Origin of the sequence: Kineococcus sp. DHX-1 (assembly GCF_042473625.1) — a bacterium.
In the GTDB taxonomy this organism is placed as follows: Bacteria; Actinomycetota; Actinomycetes; order Actinomycetales; family Kineococcaceae; genus Kineococcus.
On record NZ_CP170445.1, the window covers coordinates 4,388,277 to 4,402,460 of the forward strand.

General features: G+C 73.4%; 16 protein-coding genes. 9 read left to right on the top strand and 7 right to left on the bottom strand.

Features of this window, described 5'->3' with window-relative positions; translation table 11 throughout:
• Nucleotides 1-98: 98 nt before the first annotated feature.
• Nucleotides 99-833, top strand: a complete 735-nt coding sequence (locus tag ACFEMC_RS21140) for a YoaK family protein (protein WP_380171581.1) — start codon at nucleotides 99-101, stop codon at nucleotides 831-833.
• Between the two features lie 12 nt (nucleotides 834-845).
• Here the strand turns inward: ACFEMC_RS21140 and ACFEMC_RS21145 are convergent, their stop codons facing one another.
• Nucleotides 846-1,805: an SDR family NAD(P)-dependent oxidoreductase gene (locus tag ACFEMC_RS21145; protein ID WP_380171583.1), complete on the bottom strand. Its 960-nt coding sequence runs from the start codon at nucleotides 1,803-1,805 to the stop codon at nucleotides 846-848.
• 75 nt (nucleotides 1,806-1,880) lie between these two features.
• Nucleotides 1,881-2,588: an SDR family NAD(P)-dependent oxidoreductase gene (locus ACFEMC_RS21150; protein WP_380171585.1), complete on the bottom strand. Its 708-nt coding sequence runs from the start codon at nucleotides 2,586-2,588 to the stop codon at nucleotides 1,881-1,883.
• Nucleotides 2,589-2,675: 87 nt separating this feature from the next.
• Between ACFEMC_RS21150 and ACFEMC_RS21155 the strand changes: the two genes are divergently transcribed.
• The 5 genes from ACFEMC_RS21155 to add are packed head-to-tail and all read left to right on the top strand — an operon-like array spanning nucleotide 2,676 to nucleotide 7,667.
• Nucleotides 2,676-3,566, top strand: coding sequence for a helix-turn-helix domain-containing protein (locus ACFEMC_RS21155; RefSeq protein ID WP_380171586.1), 891 nt, complete (start codon nucleotides 2,676-2,678; stop codon nucleotides 3,564-3,566).
• Nucleotides 3,567-3,597: 31 nt separating this feature from the next.
• Nucleotides 3,598-5,253 (top strand): phosphoglucomutase (alpha-D-glucose-1,6-bisphosphate-dependent), encoded by a 1,656-nt coding sequence (gene pgm, locus ACFEMC_RS21160; RefSeq protein ID WP_380171588.1) that lies wholly within the window; start codon nucleotides 3,598-3,600, stop codon nucleotides 5,251-5,253.
• Nucleotides 5,254-5,272: 19 nt separating this feature from the next.
• On the top strand, nucleotides 5,273-5,635 hold the full coding sequence (locus ACFEMC_RS21165) for an RNA-binding S4 domain-containing protein (RefSeq protein WP_367641007.1): 363 nt from the start codon (nucleotides 5,273-5,275) through the stop codon (nucleotides 5,633-5,635).
• Nucleotides 5,632-6,714, top strand: a complete 1,083-nt coding sequence (locus ACFEMC_RS21170; protein WP_380171589.1) for an oxygenase MpaB family protein — start codon at nucleotides 5,632-5,634, stop codon at nucleotides 6,712-6,714. Before ACFEMC_RS21165 ends, ACFEMC_RS21170 begins: the two co-directional genes overlap by 4 nt.
• On the top strand, nucleotides 6,711-7,667 hold the full coding sequence (add, locus tag ACFEMC_RS21175; RefSeq protein WP_380171591.1) for an adenosine deaminase: 957 nt from the start codon (nucleotides 6,711-6,713) through the stop codon (nucleotides 7,665-7,667). The genes ACFEMC_RS21170 and add overlap by 4 nt, the downstream gene beginning before the upstream one ends.
• On the opposite strand, the gene ACFEMC_RS21180 is transcribed toward add, so the two are convergent.
• Together ACFEMC_RS21180 and ACFEMC_RS21185 are read right to left on the bottom strand one after the other, a co-directional pair.
• Nucleotides 7,630-7,854: a hypothetical protein gene (locus ACFEMC_RS21180; RefSeq protein WP_380171592.1), complete on the bottom strand. Its 225-nt coding sequence runs from the start codon at nucleotides 7,852-7,854 to the stop codon at nucleotides 7,630-7,632. The genes add and ACFEMC_RS21180 overlap by 38 nt on opposite strands.
• A complete protein-coding gene (locus ACFEMC_RS21185; protein WP_380171594.1) occupies nucleotides 7,851-8,225 on the bottom strand; it encodes a MerR family transcriptional regulator in 375 nt (124 codons plus the stop codon). The genes ACFEMC_RS21180 and ACFEMC_RS21185 overlap by 4 nt, the downstream gene beginning before the upstream one ends.
• A gap of 75 nt (nucleotides 8,226-8,300) precedes the next feature.
• Between ACFEMC_RS21185 and ACFEMC_RS21190 the strand changes: the two genes are divergently transcribed.
• Nucleotides 8,301-9,005 (top strand): SDR family oxidoreductase, encoded by a 705-nt coding sequence (locus tag ACFEMC_RS21190; RefSeq protein ID WP_380171595.1) that lies wholly within the window; start codon nucleotides 8,301-8,303, stop codon nucleotides 9,003-9,005.
• Between the two features lie 63 nt (nucleotides 9,006-9,068).
• A complete protein-coding gene (locus ACFEMC_RS21195; RefSeq protein ID WP_380171597.1) occupies nucleotides 9,069-10,634 on the top strand; it encodes an alkaline phosphatase D family protein in 1,566 nt (521 codons plus the stop codon).
• A gap of 1 nt (nucleotide 10,635) precedes the next feature.
• On the opposite strand, the gene ACFEMC_RS21200 is transcribed toward ACFEMC_RS21195, so the two are convergent.
• From ACFEMC_RS21200 to ACFEMC_RS21210, 3 genes are all read right to left on the bottom strand, one after another.
• Entirely contained in the window at nucleotides 10,636-11,223 is a 588-nt protein-coding gene (locus ACFEMC_RS21200; protein WP_380171599.1) for a hypothetical protein, read from the bottom strand.
• A complete protein-coding gene (locus tag ACFEMC_RS21205) occupies nucleotides 11,220-11,594 on the bottom strand; it encodes a hypothetical protein (RefSeq protein WP_380171601.1) in 375 nt (124 codons plus the stop codon). The genes ACFEMC_RS21200 and ACFEMC_RS21205 overlap by 4 nt, the downstream gene beginning before the upstream one ends.
• A 122-nt stretch (nucleotides 11,595-11,716) precedes the next feature.
• Complete coding sequence (locus tag ACFEMC_RS21210; RefSeq protein WP_380171603.1) at nucleotides 11,717-12,646, bottom strand: aldo/keto reductase; 930 nt, start codon at nucleotides 12,644-12,646, stop codon at nucleotides 11,717-11,719.
• A gap of 73 nt (nucleotides 12,647-12,719) precedes the next feature.
• Here ACFEMC_RS21210 and ACFEMC_RS21215 point away from each other — a divergent pair, with 73 nt between their 5' ends.
• The gene (locus ACFEMC_RS21215; protein ID WP_380171605.1) at nucleotides 12,720-14,156 is read left to right on the top strand and encodes a glucose-6-phosphate dehydrogenase (NADP(+)); all 1,437 of its coding nucleotides are present in this window, start codon (nucleotides 12,720-12,722) and stop codon (nucleotides 14,154-14,156) included.
• Nucleotides 14,157-14,184: the final 28 nt, after the last annotated feature.

The window sequence follows — 14,184 nt, forward strand, 5'->3', positions numbered from 1 at the left end:
AGCCGAACGTATACAATCCGAGCACCGTACTCTTCCTGTGTTTCCCCGGTGTTTCAAGAGGCACCGGGGTTCGGAATCCCGCCGAGCAGGAGAACGCGATGCCCCCCGAGAAGACCGCCGCCCCGTCCCCCGCCGCCGTCGCCCGCGGCGCGCGCCGGGCGTCCTGGCACCTCGCGCTGATGCTCGTGCTGACCTTCTCGACGGGCATCGTCGACGCGGTCGGCTACCTCGGCCTGGACCGCGTGTTCACGGCGAACATGACCGGGAACGTCGTCATCCTCGGCATGGCCCTCACGGGGTCCGAGGACCTGCCGATCGTGGGGCCCGTGCTCGCGCTCCTCGGCTTCCTCGCCGGTGCGGCCGTCGTGGGCAGGGTGCTGCGCAAGGCCGCCACGGGCTGGACGACGGCGTCGACGTGGGTGTTCGTCGTCGTCGGGATCGTGCTGGCGGGGCTCGGCGTCACGACGTCGCTCATGACGGGCCTGCCGGTGGAACCCGGCACGACGCCCCCGCCCGCGGCCCTGGCGGTGACGACCGTGCTCGGCATCGCGATGGGCGGTCAGGCCGCCGCCGCGCGCCGCCTCGCGGTCAAGGACGTCACGACGGTCGTCGTCACCTCGACGCTGACGGGGCTGGCCGCCGACTCCCGGCTGGCGGGCGGCACGGGCGACGGGTGGCGGCGTCGCCTGGGCGCCGTCGTGCTGATCCTCGCCGGCGCGGCGGCGGGGGCCGCGCTGCTGCGCTGGCACGTCGGCGCGGGTCTCGGCGTGGCCGCCCTGATCTCGCTCGTGGCGGCCGTCCTCGGGCACTTCCGGGCGCACGCCACCCGCTGAACCGCACGGGGCTCACACGGGGAAGACGACTCCCGTGAGCTCCTCGGACACCGACCACAGCCGGCGCTGGACGGCCAGGTCGTGCGACTGCTCGCTGGAGGCCACCTGGCGGGGGTACCCGCGCGCCTCGCCCGCGCCGGAGGGCCCGAAGTACTGACCGCCCAGGACGGCGGGGTCCGTCGCGGCCCGCAGCGTCGGCAGCGCCCCCATCGCAGCGGGTTGCGTGAGCACGTTCCCGAGCCGGTCCATGAGCGCGCGCACGGGGGCCGGGGTGTGCCGGACGAGCTCGGTGTTCGAGACGCCCGGGTGGGCCGCGACGGCCACCGTGCTCGTCGCGTGCGCGGCGAGCCGGCGCTGCAGCTCGTAGGTGAAGAGCAGGTTGGCGAGCTTGGACTGCCCGTAGGCGGCCACCTTCGAGTACGACCGCTCCCACTGCAGGTCGTCGAAGTGGAGGGCGGCGCGGATGCGGTGCGCGAGGCTGCTGACCACCACGACGCGCGACCCCTCGACGGGCAGCAGCGCGTCGAGCAGCAGCCCGGTGAACGCGAAGTGCCCGAGGTGGTTCGTGCCGAACTGCAGCTCGAACCCGTCCTGCGTCGTCCGCCGCGGCGTGTACATCACCCCCGCGTTGTCGATCAGCAGGTCGATGCGGGGGTGCCTGCCGCGCAACGCCTCGGACGCCTCGCGGACGGACGCGAGCGACGACAGGTCGAGCCGCTGGACCGAGACGTCACCGCCCATCCGGGACGCGGCCGCCGCTCCCTTCTCGACGTCCCGCACCGCCAGCACGACCGTCGCGCCGCGCTGCGCGAGGACCTTCGCGGTCTCGTAGCCGAGCCCCGTGTTGGCGCCGGTGACGACCGCCACCCGGCCGTGCTGGTCGGGCACGTCGCCCGCCGTCCACCGCGTGCTGCTCACGTCGTCTCCCTGTCTCCGGCGCCGCCCGGTCGGTGCGGTCCCCAGGGCGATCATGCTCCTCGCGCTCGACTGGTGCGTTCCGACCCGTTCCAGCATGGCCAACGGGTCGGAACGCACCGGTCCGCGCCCTCACCAGGGCACGACCCCCCGCCGGTCGACGAACGTCCCCGTCGGCCCGTCGTCGGGCAGCGTCGCGAGGTGCACGATCGCGTCGGTGCCCTCGGTGACGGTCTGCGCCCCGTCGCCGCCGTTGAGGTCGGTGCGCGTGTACCCGGGGTCGGCCGCGTTGACGAGGACGCCGGGCAGCGCGCTGGCGAACTTCAGCGTCAGCATCGTGAGCGCGCTCTTCGACACCGCGTACGCCGGCGGCGTGATCCGCCAGTCGAACAGGTCCATCTCCAGCGTGCGGGCGAAGGACCCCACGGTCGAGGAGACGTTGACGACGCGCGGGTGGTCGGAGGCGCGCAGCAGCGGGACGAACCCGTTCGTGACGCGCAGGACGCCGAGCAGGTTCACGTCGAGCAGTGCGGCGAGGTCGTCGGCCGTGAGCTCCTCGACGGGGGCGACGGCGCTGTTGACGCCGGCGTTGTTGACGAGGACGTCGAGGCGGTTGTGCTCGCGGCGGACCTGCGCGGCCGCGGCGTCGACGCTCCGCTGGTCGGTGACGTCGAGCGGCAGCCACGTGACGCCGAGCTCCGCGGCGGCGGCCCGTCCGCGCTCGGCGTCACGAGCGCCGAGGAGGACGGTGTGGCCGAGGGCGGCCAGGCGCCGGCAGGTCTCGCGGCCGATGCCCTTGTTGCCGCCGGTCACCAGGGCGACGGGGGGTGTGGTGGTCATGGGCACCACCCTGCGGCGACCCTCGTCACCGCGGAAGGCGACGTCGGTCGGGGGGACCGGCAGTACCACCCGGGGCAGGATGAGCGCGTGACGACCACCACGACCGGGACGACGAGCGCTCTGGGCGGCCTGCTGCGCGAGTTCCGGCGCGGGTGCGCCGTCGAGGGGACGGGTTCCGCCCGCGGGACCCGGCGCACGCCGGGGCTGCGGCGCGAGGAGCTCGCGCTGCTGGCCGGGGTCTCCGTCGACTACCTCGTCCAGCTCGAGCAGGGCCGCGCGGCGCGTCCGTCCGCCCCCGTCGTCGCCGCGCTGTCCCGGGCCCTGCGCCTGACCGACGACGACACCGCGCTCCTGCACCGGGCCGCCGGCCTGGCCGCGCCGACGGGAGCCGTCCGCCGTGAGGTGCCCGCCGCGGCCGAACGGCTCGTGGCCCGGCTCGGGCCGCTGCCGGCGGCGGTGTACTCCGCGGACTGGTGGGTGCTGCGGTGGAACGCGGCGTGGGCCGCGCTGCTGGGCGATCCCCTGCTCAAGCGGGGCCGCGAACGCAACGTCGTCTGGTACGAGATGGTCGAGCCCAACCCACGGGTGTGGGTGGACCCCGCCGAGGACGAGGTGTTCCGCGACGCCGTCGTCGGAGACCTGCGGGTGGCGTTGCTGGAGCACCCCGACGACGCCGAGCTGGTCGACCTGGTGGAGGCGCTGACCGAGCGCAGCCCCGAGTTCGTCGAGCGCTGGACGTCCGCACGACCGGCCCGCTACCGCGGGATGCGCAAGCGCGTGGACCACGCCGAGGTCGGGCCGATGACGCTCGACGGGGACGTGCTCGAGGTGCCCGGCAGCGACGTCCGGGTGGTCGTGTACTCCGCCGTGCCGGGCTCCGTCGACGCCGAGCGCCTGGCCTCGCTCGGCGGGGACGGGGGTGGTGGCGGGGTCGCGACGGGCGGTGCAGGATCATCGGGACGCACGATGCGAGCCTGACCAGCCGGAGCCCAGGAGTGACGAGGAAGCCATGACGAACCCCCGCGCAGGACAGCACGCCCAGCCCTCGGACCTCATCGACGTCGCGCACGTCGTCACGGCCTACTACGCGACCAAGCCCGACCCGTCCGACGTCGGCCAGCGGGTCGCCTTCGGCACCTCCGGGCACCGCGGGTCCAGCCTCGACGCGGCGTTCAACGAGGACCACATCCTCGCCACGACGCAGGCGATCGTCGACTACCGCCGCGAGCAGGGCTACGACGGCCCCCTGTTCATCGGCCGCGACACCCACGCCCTGTCCGAACCCGCCTGGGTGTCCGCCCTGGAGGTCCTCGGCGCCAACGACGTCACCGTCCTCGTCGACGACCGCGACTCCTGGACGCCGACGCCGGCCGTCTCGCACGCGATCCTCGCCGCCAACCGCGACGGCCGCGCGATCCGCACCACGGGTTCCGGCCTGGCCGACGGCATCGTCGTCACCCCCTCGCACAACCCGCCGCGCGACGGCGGGTTCAAGTACAACCCGCCGAACGGTGGCCCGGCCGACACCGACGCCACCGGCTGGATCGCGGCGAAGGCCAACGCCTACCTCGAGGCGGGGCTCGACGGCGTGCGCCGCGTCCCGTTCGCCAAGGCCCGCGCCGCCGCGCAGGGCTACGACTTCCTCGGCACCTACGTCGACGACCTGCCCAACGTCCTGGACATCGACGCGATCCGGGACGCGGGCATCCGCATCGGCGCCGACCCCCTCGGCGGGGCCAGCGTGGAGTTCTGGCAGGCCGTCGCCGATCGCCACCGCCTGGACCTGACCGTCGTGAACCCGCTCGTCGACCCGACGTGGCGGTTCATGACGCTGGACTGGGACGGCAAGATCCGCATGGACTGCTCCTCCCCGTCGGCGATGCACTCGGTCATCGACCGCCGCTCGGAGTTCCAGATCGCGACGGGCAACGACGCCGACGCCGACCGGCACGGCATCGTCACCCCCGACGCGGGCCTGATGAACCCCAACCACTACCTCGCCGTCGCGATCCAGTACCTGTTCTCCTCGCGCAAGGACTGGCCGGCCGGCGCCGCGATCGGCAAGACGCTGGTGTCGAGCTCGATGATCGACCGGGTCGCGGAGTCGCTGGGGCGCACGCTGCTGGAGGTCCCGGTCGGGTTCAAGTGGTTCGTCCCCGGCCTGCTCGACGCCTCCGTCGGCTTCGGCGGGGAGGAGTCCGCGGGCGCCTCGTTCCTGCGCAAGGACGGGTCGGTGTGGAGCACCGACAAGGACGGGATCCTGCTGGCCCTGCTGGCCTCGGAGATCACTGCCGTGACCGGCCGCACCCCCAGCGAGCACTACGGCGACCTCGTGGAGAAGTTCGGCCGCCCGCAGTACGTCCGCTCCGACGCCGCCGCGACCCGGGAGCAGAAGGCGACGCTGTCCAAGCTCTCGCCCGACCAGGTGTCGGCGACGGAACTGGCCGGGGAACCCATCGTGAGCAAGCTCACCGAGGCGCCGGGCAACGGCGCGAAGATCGGCGGGTTGAAGGTCGTGACGGAGTCGGCGTGGTTCGCCGCGCGCCCGTCCGGCACCGAGGACGTGTACAAGATCTACGCGGAGTCCTTCAAGGGCGCCGACCACCTGCGCCACGTCCAGCACGAGGCGCAGGAACTGGTCGACGGGGTGCTGTCGGGGAAGTAGCAGTCGCGCAGGGAGCCGCATGACGAGGATCGACGCGTGGACGTGGGCGGTCCGGCTCTACAAGAGCCGGTCGCTCGCCTCCGCCGCGGTGAAGGCCGGGCACGTCCGCGTCAACGACGAGCGGGCGAAACCCGCGACGAGCGTCCACGTCGGGGACGTCGTCACGGTGCGGGCGGAGGGGTACGACAAGGTCTTCGAGGTCGTCCAGTTGCTGGACAAGCGTGTGGGTGCTCCCCTGGCTCAGGCGGCCTACATCGACCACTCCCCACCCCCGCCGCCCCGGGACGAGTTCTTCGGTGCGTTCGGCGTCCGCGACCGCGGCGCCGGACGCCCGACGAAACGCGACCGGCGGGAGATGGACGACCTGCGAGGACGACGGTGACGTTCCCGGAACTGCCCACGCTGGAGCAGCTCACGACGGCCCAGCGACGCGGCGACGAGCTCGCCGACGCCCTGGCCGACGCCGTGCACGAGGACCCCGCCGTCCGCGGCGAGTTCGCCCGGGCCCTGCGCGAGGGGTCGGAGGCGGCGCAGCACCCGGCCGTCCGGGCGTTCGTCGCGGAGCAGGAACGCCTGGCCGCCGCCGGCGACCCGGACCTGGTCGCGGCGGGCGCCCGCGCGACGTTCACCGCACCGCTGGCGGTGCACGTCTTCGACGTCGGTGCCGGTGCGCTCATCAGCTCCTACCGGCCCCCGGGGCCCGCGGCGGTCCTCACGGGGACCGGCCGGCTCGTGCACGGGACCCAGCACCGGCTCACCGAGACGGCGCGCTGGTTGTCGGCGGCGTCCCTCCCGGGCGGGCTCGCCCGGGGTGCCGAGGGCTGGGTCATGACCGCGTGGGTGCGCCTGGGGCACGCCGTGGCCCGGCGGGCCGTGCAACGGGCGGAGGGCCGGGGCGTCGTCGTGCCGATCTCGCAGATGGACTCGGTGCGGACGTGGCTGGACTTCACCGTCGTCGCGCCGCGGTCGGCGCACCGGCTGGGGTTCGAGGTCACCGACGCCGAGTACGCGCAGTTCCTCACCTACTGGCGGTTCCTCGGCGGGTTGCTCGGGGTCGAACCCGCGCTGATCGCCGGCGCCGTCGACCGCCGCTCCGCCGCCGACCTCCTGCGGCGCGTCGACGCGTTGACCGGCCCGCCGTCGGAGGACTCGCGCATCCTCACCGAGGCCGGCATCGAGGCCCTCGCCGGCGGTCTGCGCGACCTCGTGCGGGTCCCCCTGGGCCCGGGCCGGATCGCGGCCCGCACCGTGGCGCGGCACCTGCAGGGTCCCGACCTCGGCCGGGCACTGGGGCTGGGCGACCCCGCCCCCCAGGACCGGCTCGTCCCCCTGCTGGCTGTCGCCCACCGGACGGGGTTGTCGGTGCTGCGCCGGTCCGACCGGGTCTGGAACGCCGTCGTGGAACTCAACATCTGGACGAACCGGCGCTTCCTGCGCGAGAGCGCCGGACTCGTCGCATGAGGGTCGAGGACCTGCCCAAGGCCGAACTCCACGTCCACCTCGAGGGGACCCTGGAGGCCGACCACCTCCTCGAACTCGCACGTCGCCACGACGTCGCGCTGCCGTGGTGCACCGTGGAGGAGGTCCGCGCGGCCTACGCGTTCACCGACCTGCAGTCGTTCCTCGACGTGTTCTTCGTCGTCTGCCGGGTGCTGCGCGACCGGCAGGACTTCGCCGACCTCGCCCACCGCTACCTCGTGCGCGCGGCGGCCGACGGGGTGGTCCGCGCCGAGGTGTTCTTCGGCGTCCAGACGTTCCTCGCGCTCGGTGTCCCGCTCGCGGACCAGTTGGAGGGGATCTTCGACGGGTTCGACCGAGCGCGGGCCGAGACGGGCATCGACGCCGCGCTCATCACGTCGGCGCAGCGGCACCGCACCGAGGACGACGCCCTCGCGATGGTCGACGCGGTCATGCCGTGGGCGGACCGCATCGTGGGGTTCGGGCTGGGGTCCACCGAACTCGGGAACCCGCCGTCGGGTTTCGCGCGGTACTTCGAGACCGTCCGCGGCCGGGGTTTCCGCGCCACCGCCCACGCCGGCGAGGAGGGCGGGCCCGAGTACGTGCGGGAGGCCCTCGACGTCGGCGCCGAGCGCATCGACCACGGTGTCCGGTCCGTCGAGGACCCCGACCTCGTCGCGCGGCTGGCCCGCGAGCAGGTGCCGCTCACCGTCTGCCCGCTGTCGAACCTGCGGCTGCAGGTGACCCCCGACCTGACGGCCCACCCGTTGCGCACACTGCTCGACGCGGGCGTCCTCGTCACGGTGAACTCCGACGACCCCAGCTACTTCGGGGGCTACGTCGCGGACAACTACCGTGCCGTGCAGGACGCGCTGCACCTGACCGACGCAGAGCTGGACCGGTTGGCGCGCAACAGCCTCAGCGCGACCTGGGCAGGTCCGCCAGCCACGCCCTGACCTCGGCGAGGGTGAGGACGGGTCCGGCGGCGCCGAAGGCGATGCGGGCGTCCTTCTCCCCCGGCTTGCCGCTGGTCAGCAGGTAGCCGGGGTGCCGGTTGGTCGGCGCCTCCAGCGTCCACCCCTTGCGGGAGGCCTCGCGGCGCAACGTCGCGAACTCCGCATCCTCGGACCCCGGCGCACTCACGAGGCCACCGCGCACGCCGCGGGGTTGTCGCGGTAGGCCTGCCCGGCGCGGATCACGTCGTCGAGCTTGTCCCGCGTCGCGGTCAGCTCTTCGAGCTGTGCCTGCACACGTGCGCGCTCCTCCAGCAACCGGTCCTGCATCTCGTCGGTCAGCACGCCGTGGTCCATGCACGGCAGGATCCGCAGGACGGCCTTGCTGCCGAGGCCGGCGGCGTAGAGGTTCTGGATGAACCGGACGCGGTCGACGGCCGAGTCCGCGTAGTGGCGCTGCCCGCCGGGGCTGCGCTCGGAGTGCAGGAGCCCCTGCTCCTCGTAGTACCGCAGCGCCCGGACGCTGACCCCCGACCGCTGGGCGACCTCACCGATGCGCACCGCGCTCACCCCTTCCGAACTTGCCCGACGCAGGACTTGACCCTGACGTCAGCGTCAGGTCCTAGCGTAGCCGCCATGACCACCTGGAACACCCCCACCGCCCTCGTCACCGGCGCCAACCGCGGCATCGGCCGCGCTGTCGCCGCCGAACTGCTCTCCCGCGGCGCCACCGTCTACGCCGCGGCCCGCCGCCCGGAGACCGTCGACCTGCCGGGTGCCACGCCCGTCGCGCTCGACATCGCCGACCCCGCCTCGGTGGCCGCCGCGGCCGCCCTGGCCACCGACGTCGACCTGCTCGTCAACAACGCGGGGATCTCCACCGGCGCGACCCTGCTGGGTGACCTCGACGGCGTCCGCGCCGAGATGGACGTCAACTTCTGGGGGACGCTGTCGATGGTCCGCGCCTTCGCCCCCGTCCTCGCCGCCAACGGCGGGGGGACGATCGTCAACGTCGCCTCCGCGTTGTCCTGGTTCTCCTTCCCCGGCGCCGGTGCGTACGCCGTCTCCAAGGCCGCGAACTGGAACATGAGCAACGCCCTGCGCTTCGAACTGGCGGGCCAGGGCACCCACGTCGTCTCCGTCCACCTCGGCGCGGCCGACACCGACATGATGAAGGGGTACGAGGGCCCGATGACCGCTTCCGCCGACGTCGCCACCCGCACGCTCGACGGCGTCGCCGCGGGGGCGTTCGAGGTCGTCGTCGACGACTGGAGCGAGATGGTCAAGGCGTCGTTGGCCAAGGACCCGCGGGACTTCTACCAGCAGCACCTGACGGCCTGACCGTTCGCCCGGAGTTGTCCCGCGGGTCACCCGACCGGCGCACAGCGGGACCACACTCCGGGCATGGCCACCCCCACCGACCGCCGCACGTTCCTCGCCGCGACGGGTGCCGTCGCAGGGCTCGCCGCCGCCACGAGCGTGGGGGTGAGCCCCGCGGCGGCGAGCAGCGGCCGGCGGCGCGACGACGACCCGTTCACCCTCGGCATCGCCTCCGGCGACCCGACGGCGGACGGGGTCGTCCTGTGGACCCGGCTGGCGCCGGAACCCTTCGAGCCCGACGGAGGCATGGGTCGGCACGCGGTCCGCGTCGAGTGGCGGGTCTGCACCGACGAGGCCATGCGCTGCGAGGTGGCCCGCGGCCGCGCGCTGGCCGCCCCGGAACTCGCGCACTCGGTGCACGTCGAGGTCGCCGGGTTGGAGCCGGACCGCGAGTACCACTACCAGTTCCGGTACCGCCGGGCCGTGTCGGCCGTCGGCCGGACCAGGACCCTGCCGGCCGCGCGCTCGTGCCCGGCGGAACTGCGCTTCGCGTTCGTGTCCTGCCAGGACTTCGCGTCCGGGTACTACCCGTCGTACGTGGACATCGCCGCCCAGGACCTGGGGTTCGTCCTGCACCTCGGCGACTACGTCTACGAGGGCGACGTCGACGCCCGCGGCGGGTTCCGCGACGCTCCCGTCCCTGAACCCGCCCGGGCCGCGCCCCGGACCCTGGAGCAGTGGCGGTACCGCTACTCGCTCTACAAGAGCGACCCGCAGCTGCAGGCCGCCCACGCCCGGCACCCGTTCGTCGTGACGTGGGACGACCACGAGGTCGCGAACGACTACGCCGGGACGGCGGCCGAGGGGCAGCCCGACCTCGCCGCGGTCCGCGCCGCCGCGTACCAGGCGTACTTCGAGCACCAACCCCTGCGGCGCGCGTCCATCCCCCGTCCCGACGGCGGGTTGCGGTTGTACCGGGGCTTGGAGTTCGGGACCCTCGCGTCGTTGAGCGTGCTCGACGGCCGCCAGTACCGGACCGTCCCCGCCGGGACGTGGGGCGAGGGCCCGGAGGTGCGCGACCCGGCGGCGACGATGCTGGGCCGGGAGCAGGAACGGTGGCTGGACGGCCGTCTCCAGGCCTCCCACGCGCGGTGGAACGTGTTGGGGAACAACGTGATGGTCGCCGGTCTCGACCACGACGGACCGACCGGGGACGTCGTGTGGCACGACTCCTGGGACGGGTACCCCGTCGCCCGCGAACGCCTGTTCCGGTCCCTGGAGAGTTCCCGGGCGTCGAACCCGGTCTTCGTCACCGGCGACTGGCACTCGACGTTCGTCAGCGACGTGCACCGTCGAGTCGAACGACCCGGGGACTCCCCCGTCATCGCCACCGAGTTCGTCGGGACGTCCGTCTCGTCGAACGGCGACCGCGAGGTGTACGGGCCCTACTACGGTCCGATGATCGCCTACAACCCGCAGGTGCGGTTCTTCGACGGCGACCGCCGCGGCTACGTCCGCTGCACCGTGACGCCGGGGCAGTGGCGGACGGAACTGCGGATGACCCCGACCGTGTCGACGCCCGACGCACCGACGTCCACGTTCCGCGAGTTCCTGGTCGAGGACGGCCGGCCGGGCGCCGTGGAGGTCTGACTCAGGCCGGTCGGAACCCGCGCTCGCGCAGCACCGCCAGCAGGTGCCGCGCGTTCTCCCCCGGCGGGGTCGAGGTCGTGTCCACCGTCACGGCCTCCTCCACCGGGGGCTGGAACAGCCGCGTGGTGAGCGTGTACCCGCGGTACCCCTCGGGGTCGGAACCCTTGCGCGCCGCGATCCGGTCGGGGTTGTCGATCCGGCTGACCTGCTCGTCGAGATCGCACGTCAGCACGACGGCGAGGAACAGGGACCCGCGGCGCCGGGCCAGTGAGCGGACGGCGTCGTACTGCTCCAGGGCGTCCGGGCCGTCCTCGACGACGTTCGTGAACACGTAGCTGTTCGAGGCCGGCGCGACCTCCTCGATCGCCCTGATCACGGCGTCCCGGATCGGCACGACGTGGTCCCACACCGTCGGCGGCAGCGGGAAGACCCCGTCCCAGCGGAACAGTTCCAGGACGGGGCGGTTGACGAGGGCGTTGTCGACGAGGACACCGTCCAGCAGCTCGGCCAGGTGGCGGCCGACGGTCCGCTTGCCCATCCCCGGGTAGCCGAGCATGAACACGACGCACGTGTCGTACGGGGCCGTCACGGGACCACCGTCGAGTTCGGCGCGTCGGGGCGGATCGTGACGACGAACTCGTGGGTGGCCGACGGGAACACCTCTCCGGTGAGCAGGTCCTCCAGCGGGCCGCCGTCCCTCCCGCGGAGGGCGCCCCCGTCGGGGAGTCGTCGCACCCGCCGGCGGGATCCGTCCTCGAGGACCGCCTCGATGCAGGTCACACGCCCCTCCACCAGGACGCACTCGCCGGTTCCGACCACACCGTGGTGGGTCTCGACGAGCAGGTCGGTGCCGTCGTCCCGCGTTGTTCGGGAGCACTCGAACCTCACCCGCTCCTTCCGCTCGACGGCGTCACCGCAGCACTCGTGCTCCCACCCCCCGACCTCCACCTCGACGTCCACCGAGGCACCGTAGGCACGTCCGGAGGACCACGGCGAGCGAGTTCCCTCGAGGTCCGTCGTACTGCGCTCCGTTCCGACACCTCCGCGTCCTCAGGAGGTGTCGGAACGCAGCACAGGAGCGCTCACCCCCACGGCAGCGCGCTCCGCGTCGCCCAGTACGCCTCGGGCCGTTCCACGACCCCGTCGGGCACGGCGGCCGGCGGGCGCGCGGCGAGGTTCTGCGTCAGCTGCTCGCGCGTCACGGCCCCGCTGAGGACGACGTCGACGAAGGGCTGGGCCAGGGCGGCACCGAGGGCGAACGCGTCGACCGTCTGCCCGTCGACGCGGGCGAGGGCGGTGACCGCGGGGTCCGCACCGTGGGCCGTCAGGCGTCCGTTCGCGACGCCCTCCTTCACCACGACGAGCCAGCCGTCGTCGTGGGCCTGCGCGAGGGCGGGGCCGACGGAGCGTTCGAGCAGGTTCCACGTCGACTGCACCGCGGTGAACGGCGTGGACGACGACAGGGCCCGTTCGAGGACCGCGCCCTGGGCCGGGCCGCTCGTCGAGATGCCCACGCGCACACCGGTCCCGGCGAGGTCGGTGAGCGCCCGCAGGAGGGGTTCGTCGTCGAGGGCGCCGGAGTCCGGGGTCACGGAGTGGACGAGGTGGACGTCCGGGGGTCCACCGAGCGCCTCGAGCGTCTCGGGCCACTGCCGTTCGAAGAGGGCCAGGGAGTGGTCCTTGCGCTCGTGGACGTCGGCGTCCAGCGTCCACCCGCCCACGTACTCGTAGCCCCACTTCGACCCGACGGTGAGCTGCTCGCGACGGCCGGGGTGGGCGGCGAGCCAGGCACCCAGGAACCGCTCGGCGTGGCCGTAGGAACGGGCGACGTCGACGTACCGCACACCGGCGTCCCACGCGGCGTCGAGCAGGTCGTGGCAGCGGGCTTGCATCTCCTCCACGGAGCGGGCCGCGGCGAGGTCCCGGTCGCGTCCGAGGGTGATGTAGGCCGGGCGGCCGACGGCGGCCAGCCCCAGCCCCAGGCGGTGCGCCCACGGTGTGGTCTTCGTCACGCGGGTAGCGTAGGCGCGGGTCCCACACGGGGTACCCCTGCACCTCCCCCCACGAGTCTCGAGTTGGAGACGCATGAACAACGCGCTGGGCGCCACCACGAGCGCCGGCCCCACCGTCTTCGTCGTCTACGGCGCCAGCGGTGACCTGGCGAAGCGGCTCGTCATGCCGGGCTTCGCGGCCCTGGCCGCCGCCGACCTGCTGCCCGAGCGCTGGGTCCTCGTCGGCAGCGGCCGCCGCGCCACTCCCGACGAGGAGTACCGCGAGCACGTCCGCGACGGCCTGGTCGAGTTCGCGCGCGGCAAGAACGGCGTCACCGACGAGGTGATCGAGTCGATCCTGCCCGGGCTGCGCTTCGCCGGCGGCGGGTTCACCGCGGACGACCCGGGCGAGCTGCTCGACGCGATCGCGGCGGCCAAGGAAGAGGTCGGGGAGGACGCGCAGGTCGTCCACTACCTCGCCCTGCCGCCCTCGACCTTCGAGTCGTACACGAAGGCGATCGCCGCGCACGACCTCGCCGAGGGGACCCGCGTCGTCTACGAGAAGCCCTACGGCACCTCACCGCAGTCCTTCGAGGAGCTCGACCAGCTGGTCCTGTCCGTCTTCGACGAGCAGCAGGTCTTCCGCATCGACCACTTCCTCGGCAAGGAGGCGACGCAGCAGCTGCACGTCATCCGGTTCGCGAACCGGATGATCGAGCAGCTGTGGTCGAACGAGCACGTCGCCCAGGTGCAGATCGACGTGCCCGAGGTGCTCGGCGTCGACGACCGCGCGACGTTCTACGACGAGACCGGCGCGACGCTGGACATGCTCGTCACGCACCTGCTGCAGGTCGCCGCGGAGGTCGCCCTCGACCCGCCGGCGGACTGGACGTCGGACGCGCTGGCCGAGGCCCGCGAGGCCGTGCTGGCCAAGTTCCGCCCGATGGACCCGGCCGAGGTCATCCTCGGCCAGGGCACGGGGTACCGGGAGATCAAGGACGTCCGCGAGGGCTCGACGACGGACACGTTCGTCGCGGCCCGCGTGTGGGTCGACACCGAGCGCTGGCAGGGCGTCCCGTTCGTCCTGCGGACGGGCAAGAAGCTCGCCGAGAGCCACCAGCACGTCACCCTCGTCTTCAAGCGGCCGCTGAACTCGCCGCAGAAGGACGACGACGCGGCGCCCGAGACGCTCACCTTCACGTTGTCCGGCAACGGTTCCCTCTTCGCCGGGGTCACGGCCCGCCGTCCGGGCGTCTCCGACGACCTGGTCCCGGGCAAGCTCTACCTGGACCTGGCCGAGCTGCCGAACGCCGAGCCGCTCCCGCCGTACGCGGCGCTCCTGCGCGACGTGCTGATCGGCGACCGCGCACTGTTCACCACCTCGAACGGTCTGCGGGACGCGTGGCGGGTCGCCGCGCCGATGCTGGACCACCGCCCCGAGCTGCACCCGTACGAGCCGGGGAGCTGGGGCCCCGAGGCGGCCGAGGCCATCGCCGCTCCCTACGGCTGGCTGACCGAGCAGCACAGCTGACGCAGGGCGAGGTGGTGCGCCGTCGTCC

What these genes read in the sequence shown, in the direction of transcription:
- ACFEMC_RS21140 (WP_380171581.1), top strand. Translation starts at nt 99, where the DNA reads ATGCCCCCCGAGAAGACCGCCGCCCCGTCCCCCGCCGCCGTCGCCCGC.
- ACFEMC_RS21145 (WP_380171583.1), bottom strand. Translation starts at nt 1,805, where the DNA reads ATGATCGCCCTGGGGACCGCACCGACCGGGCGGCGCCGGAGACAGGGA.
- ACFEMC_RS21150 (WP_380171585.1), bottom strand. Translation starts at nt 2,588, where the DNA reads ATGACCACCACACCCCCCGTCGCCCTGGTGACCGGCGGCAACAAGGGC.
- pgm (WP_380171588.1), top strand. Translation starts at nt 3,598, where the DNA reads ATGACGAACCCCCGCGCAGGACAGCACGCCCAGCCCTCGGACCTCATC.
- ACFEMC_RS21165 (WP_367641007.1), top strand. Translation starts at nt 5,273, where the DNA reads ATGACGAGGATCGACGCGTGGACGTGGGCGGTCCGGCTCTACAAGAGC.
- add (WP_380171591.1), top strand. Translation starts at nt 6,711, where the DNA reads ATGAGGGTCGAGGACCTGCCCAAGGCCGAACTCCACGTCCACCTCGAG.
- ACFEMC_RS21190 (WP_380171595.1), top strand. Translation starts at nt 8,301, where the DNA reads ATGACCACCTGGAACACCCCCACCGCCCTCGTCACCGGCGCCAACCGC.
- ACFEMC_RS21195 (WP_380171597.1), top strand. Translation starts at nt 9,069, where the DNA reads ATGGCCACCCCCACCGACCGCCGCACGTTCCTCGCCGCGACGGGTGCC.
- ACFEMC_RS21215 (WP_380171605.1), top strand. Translation starts at nt 12,720, where the DNA reads ATGAACAACGCGCTGGGCGCCACCACGAGCGCCGGCCCCACCGTCTTC.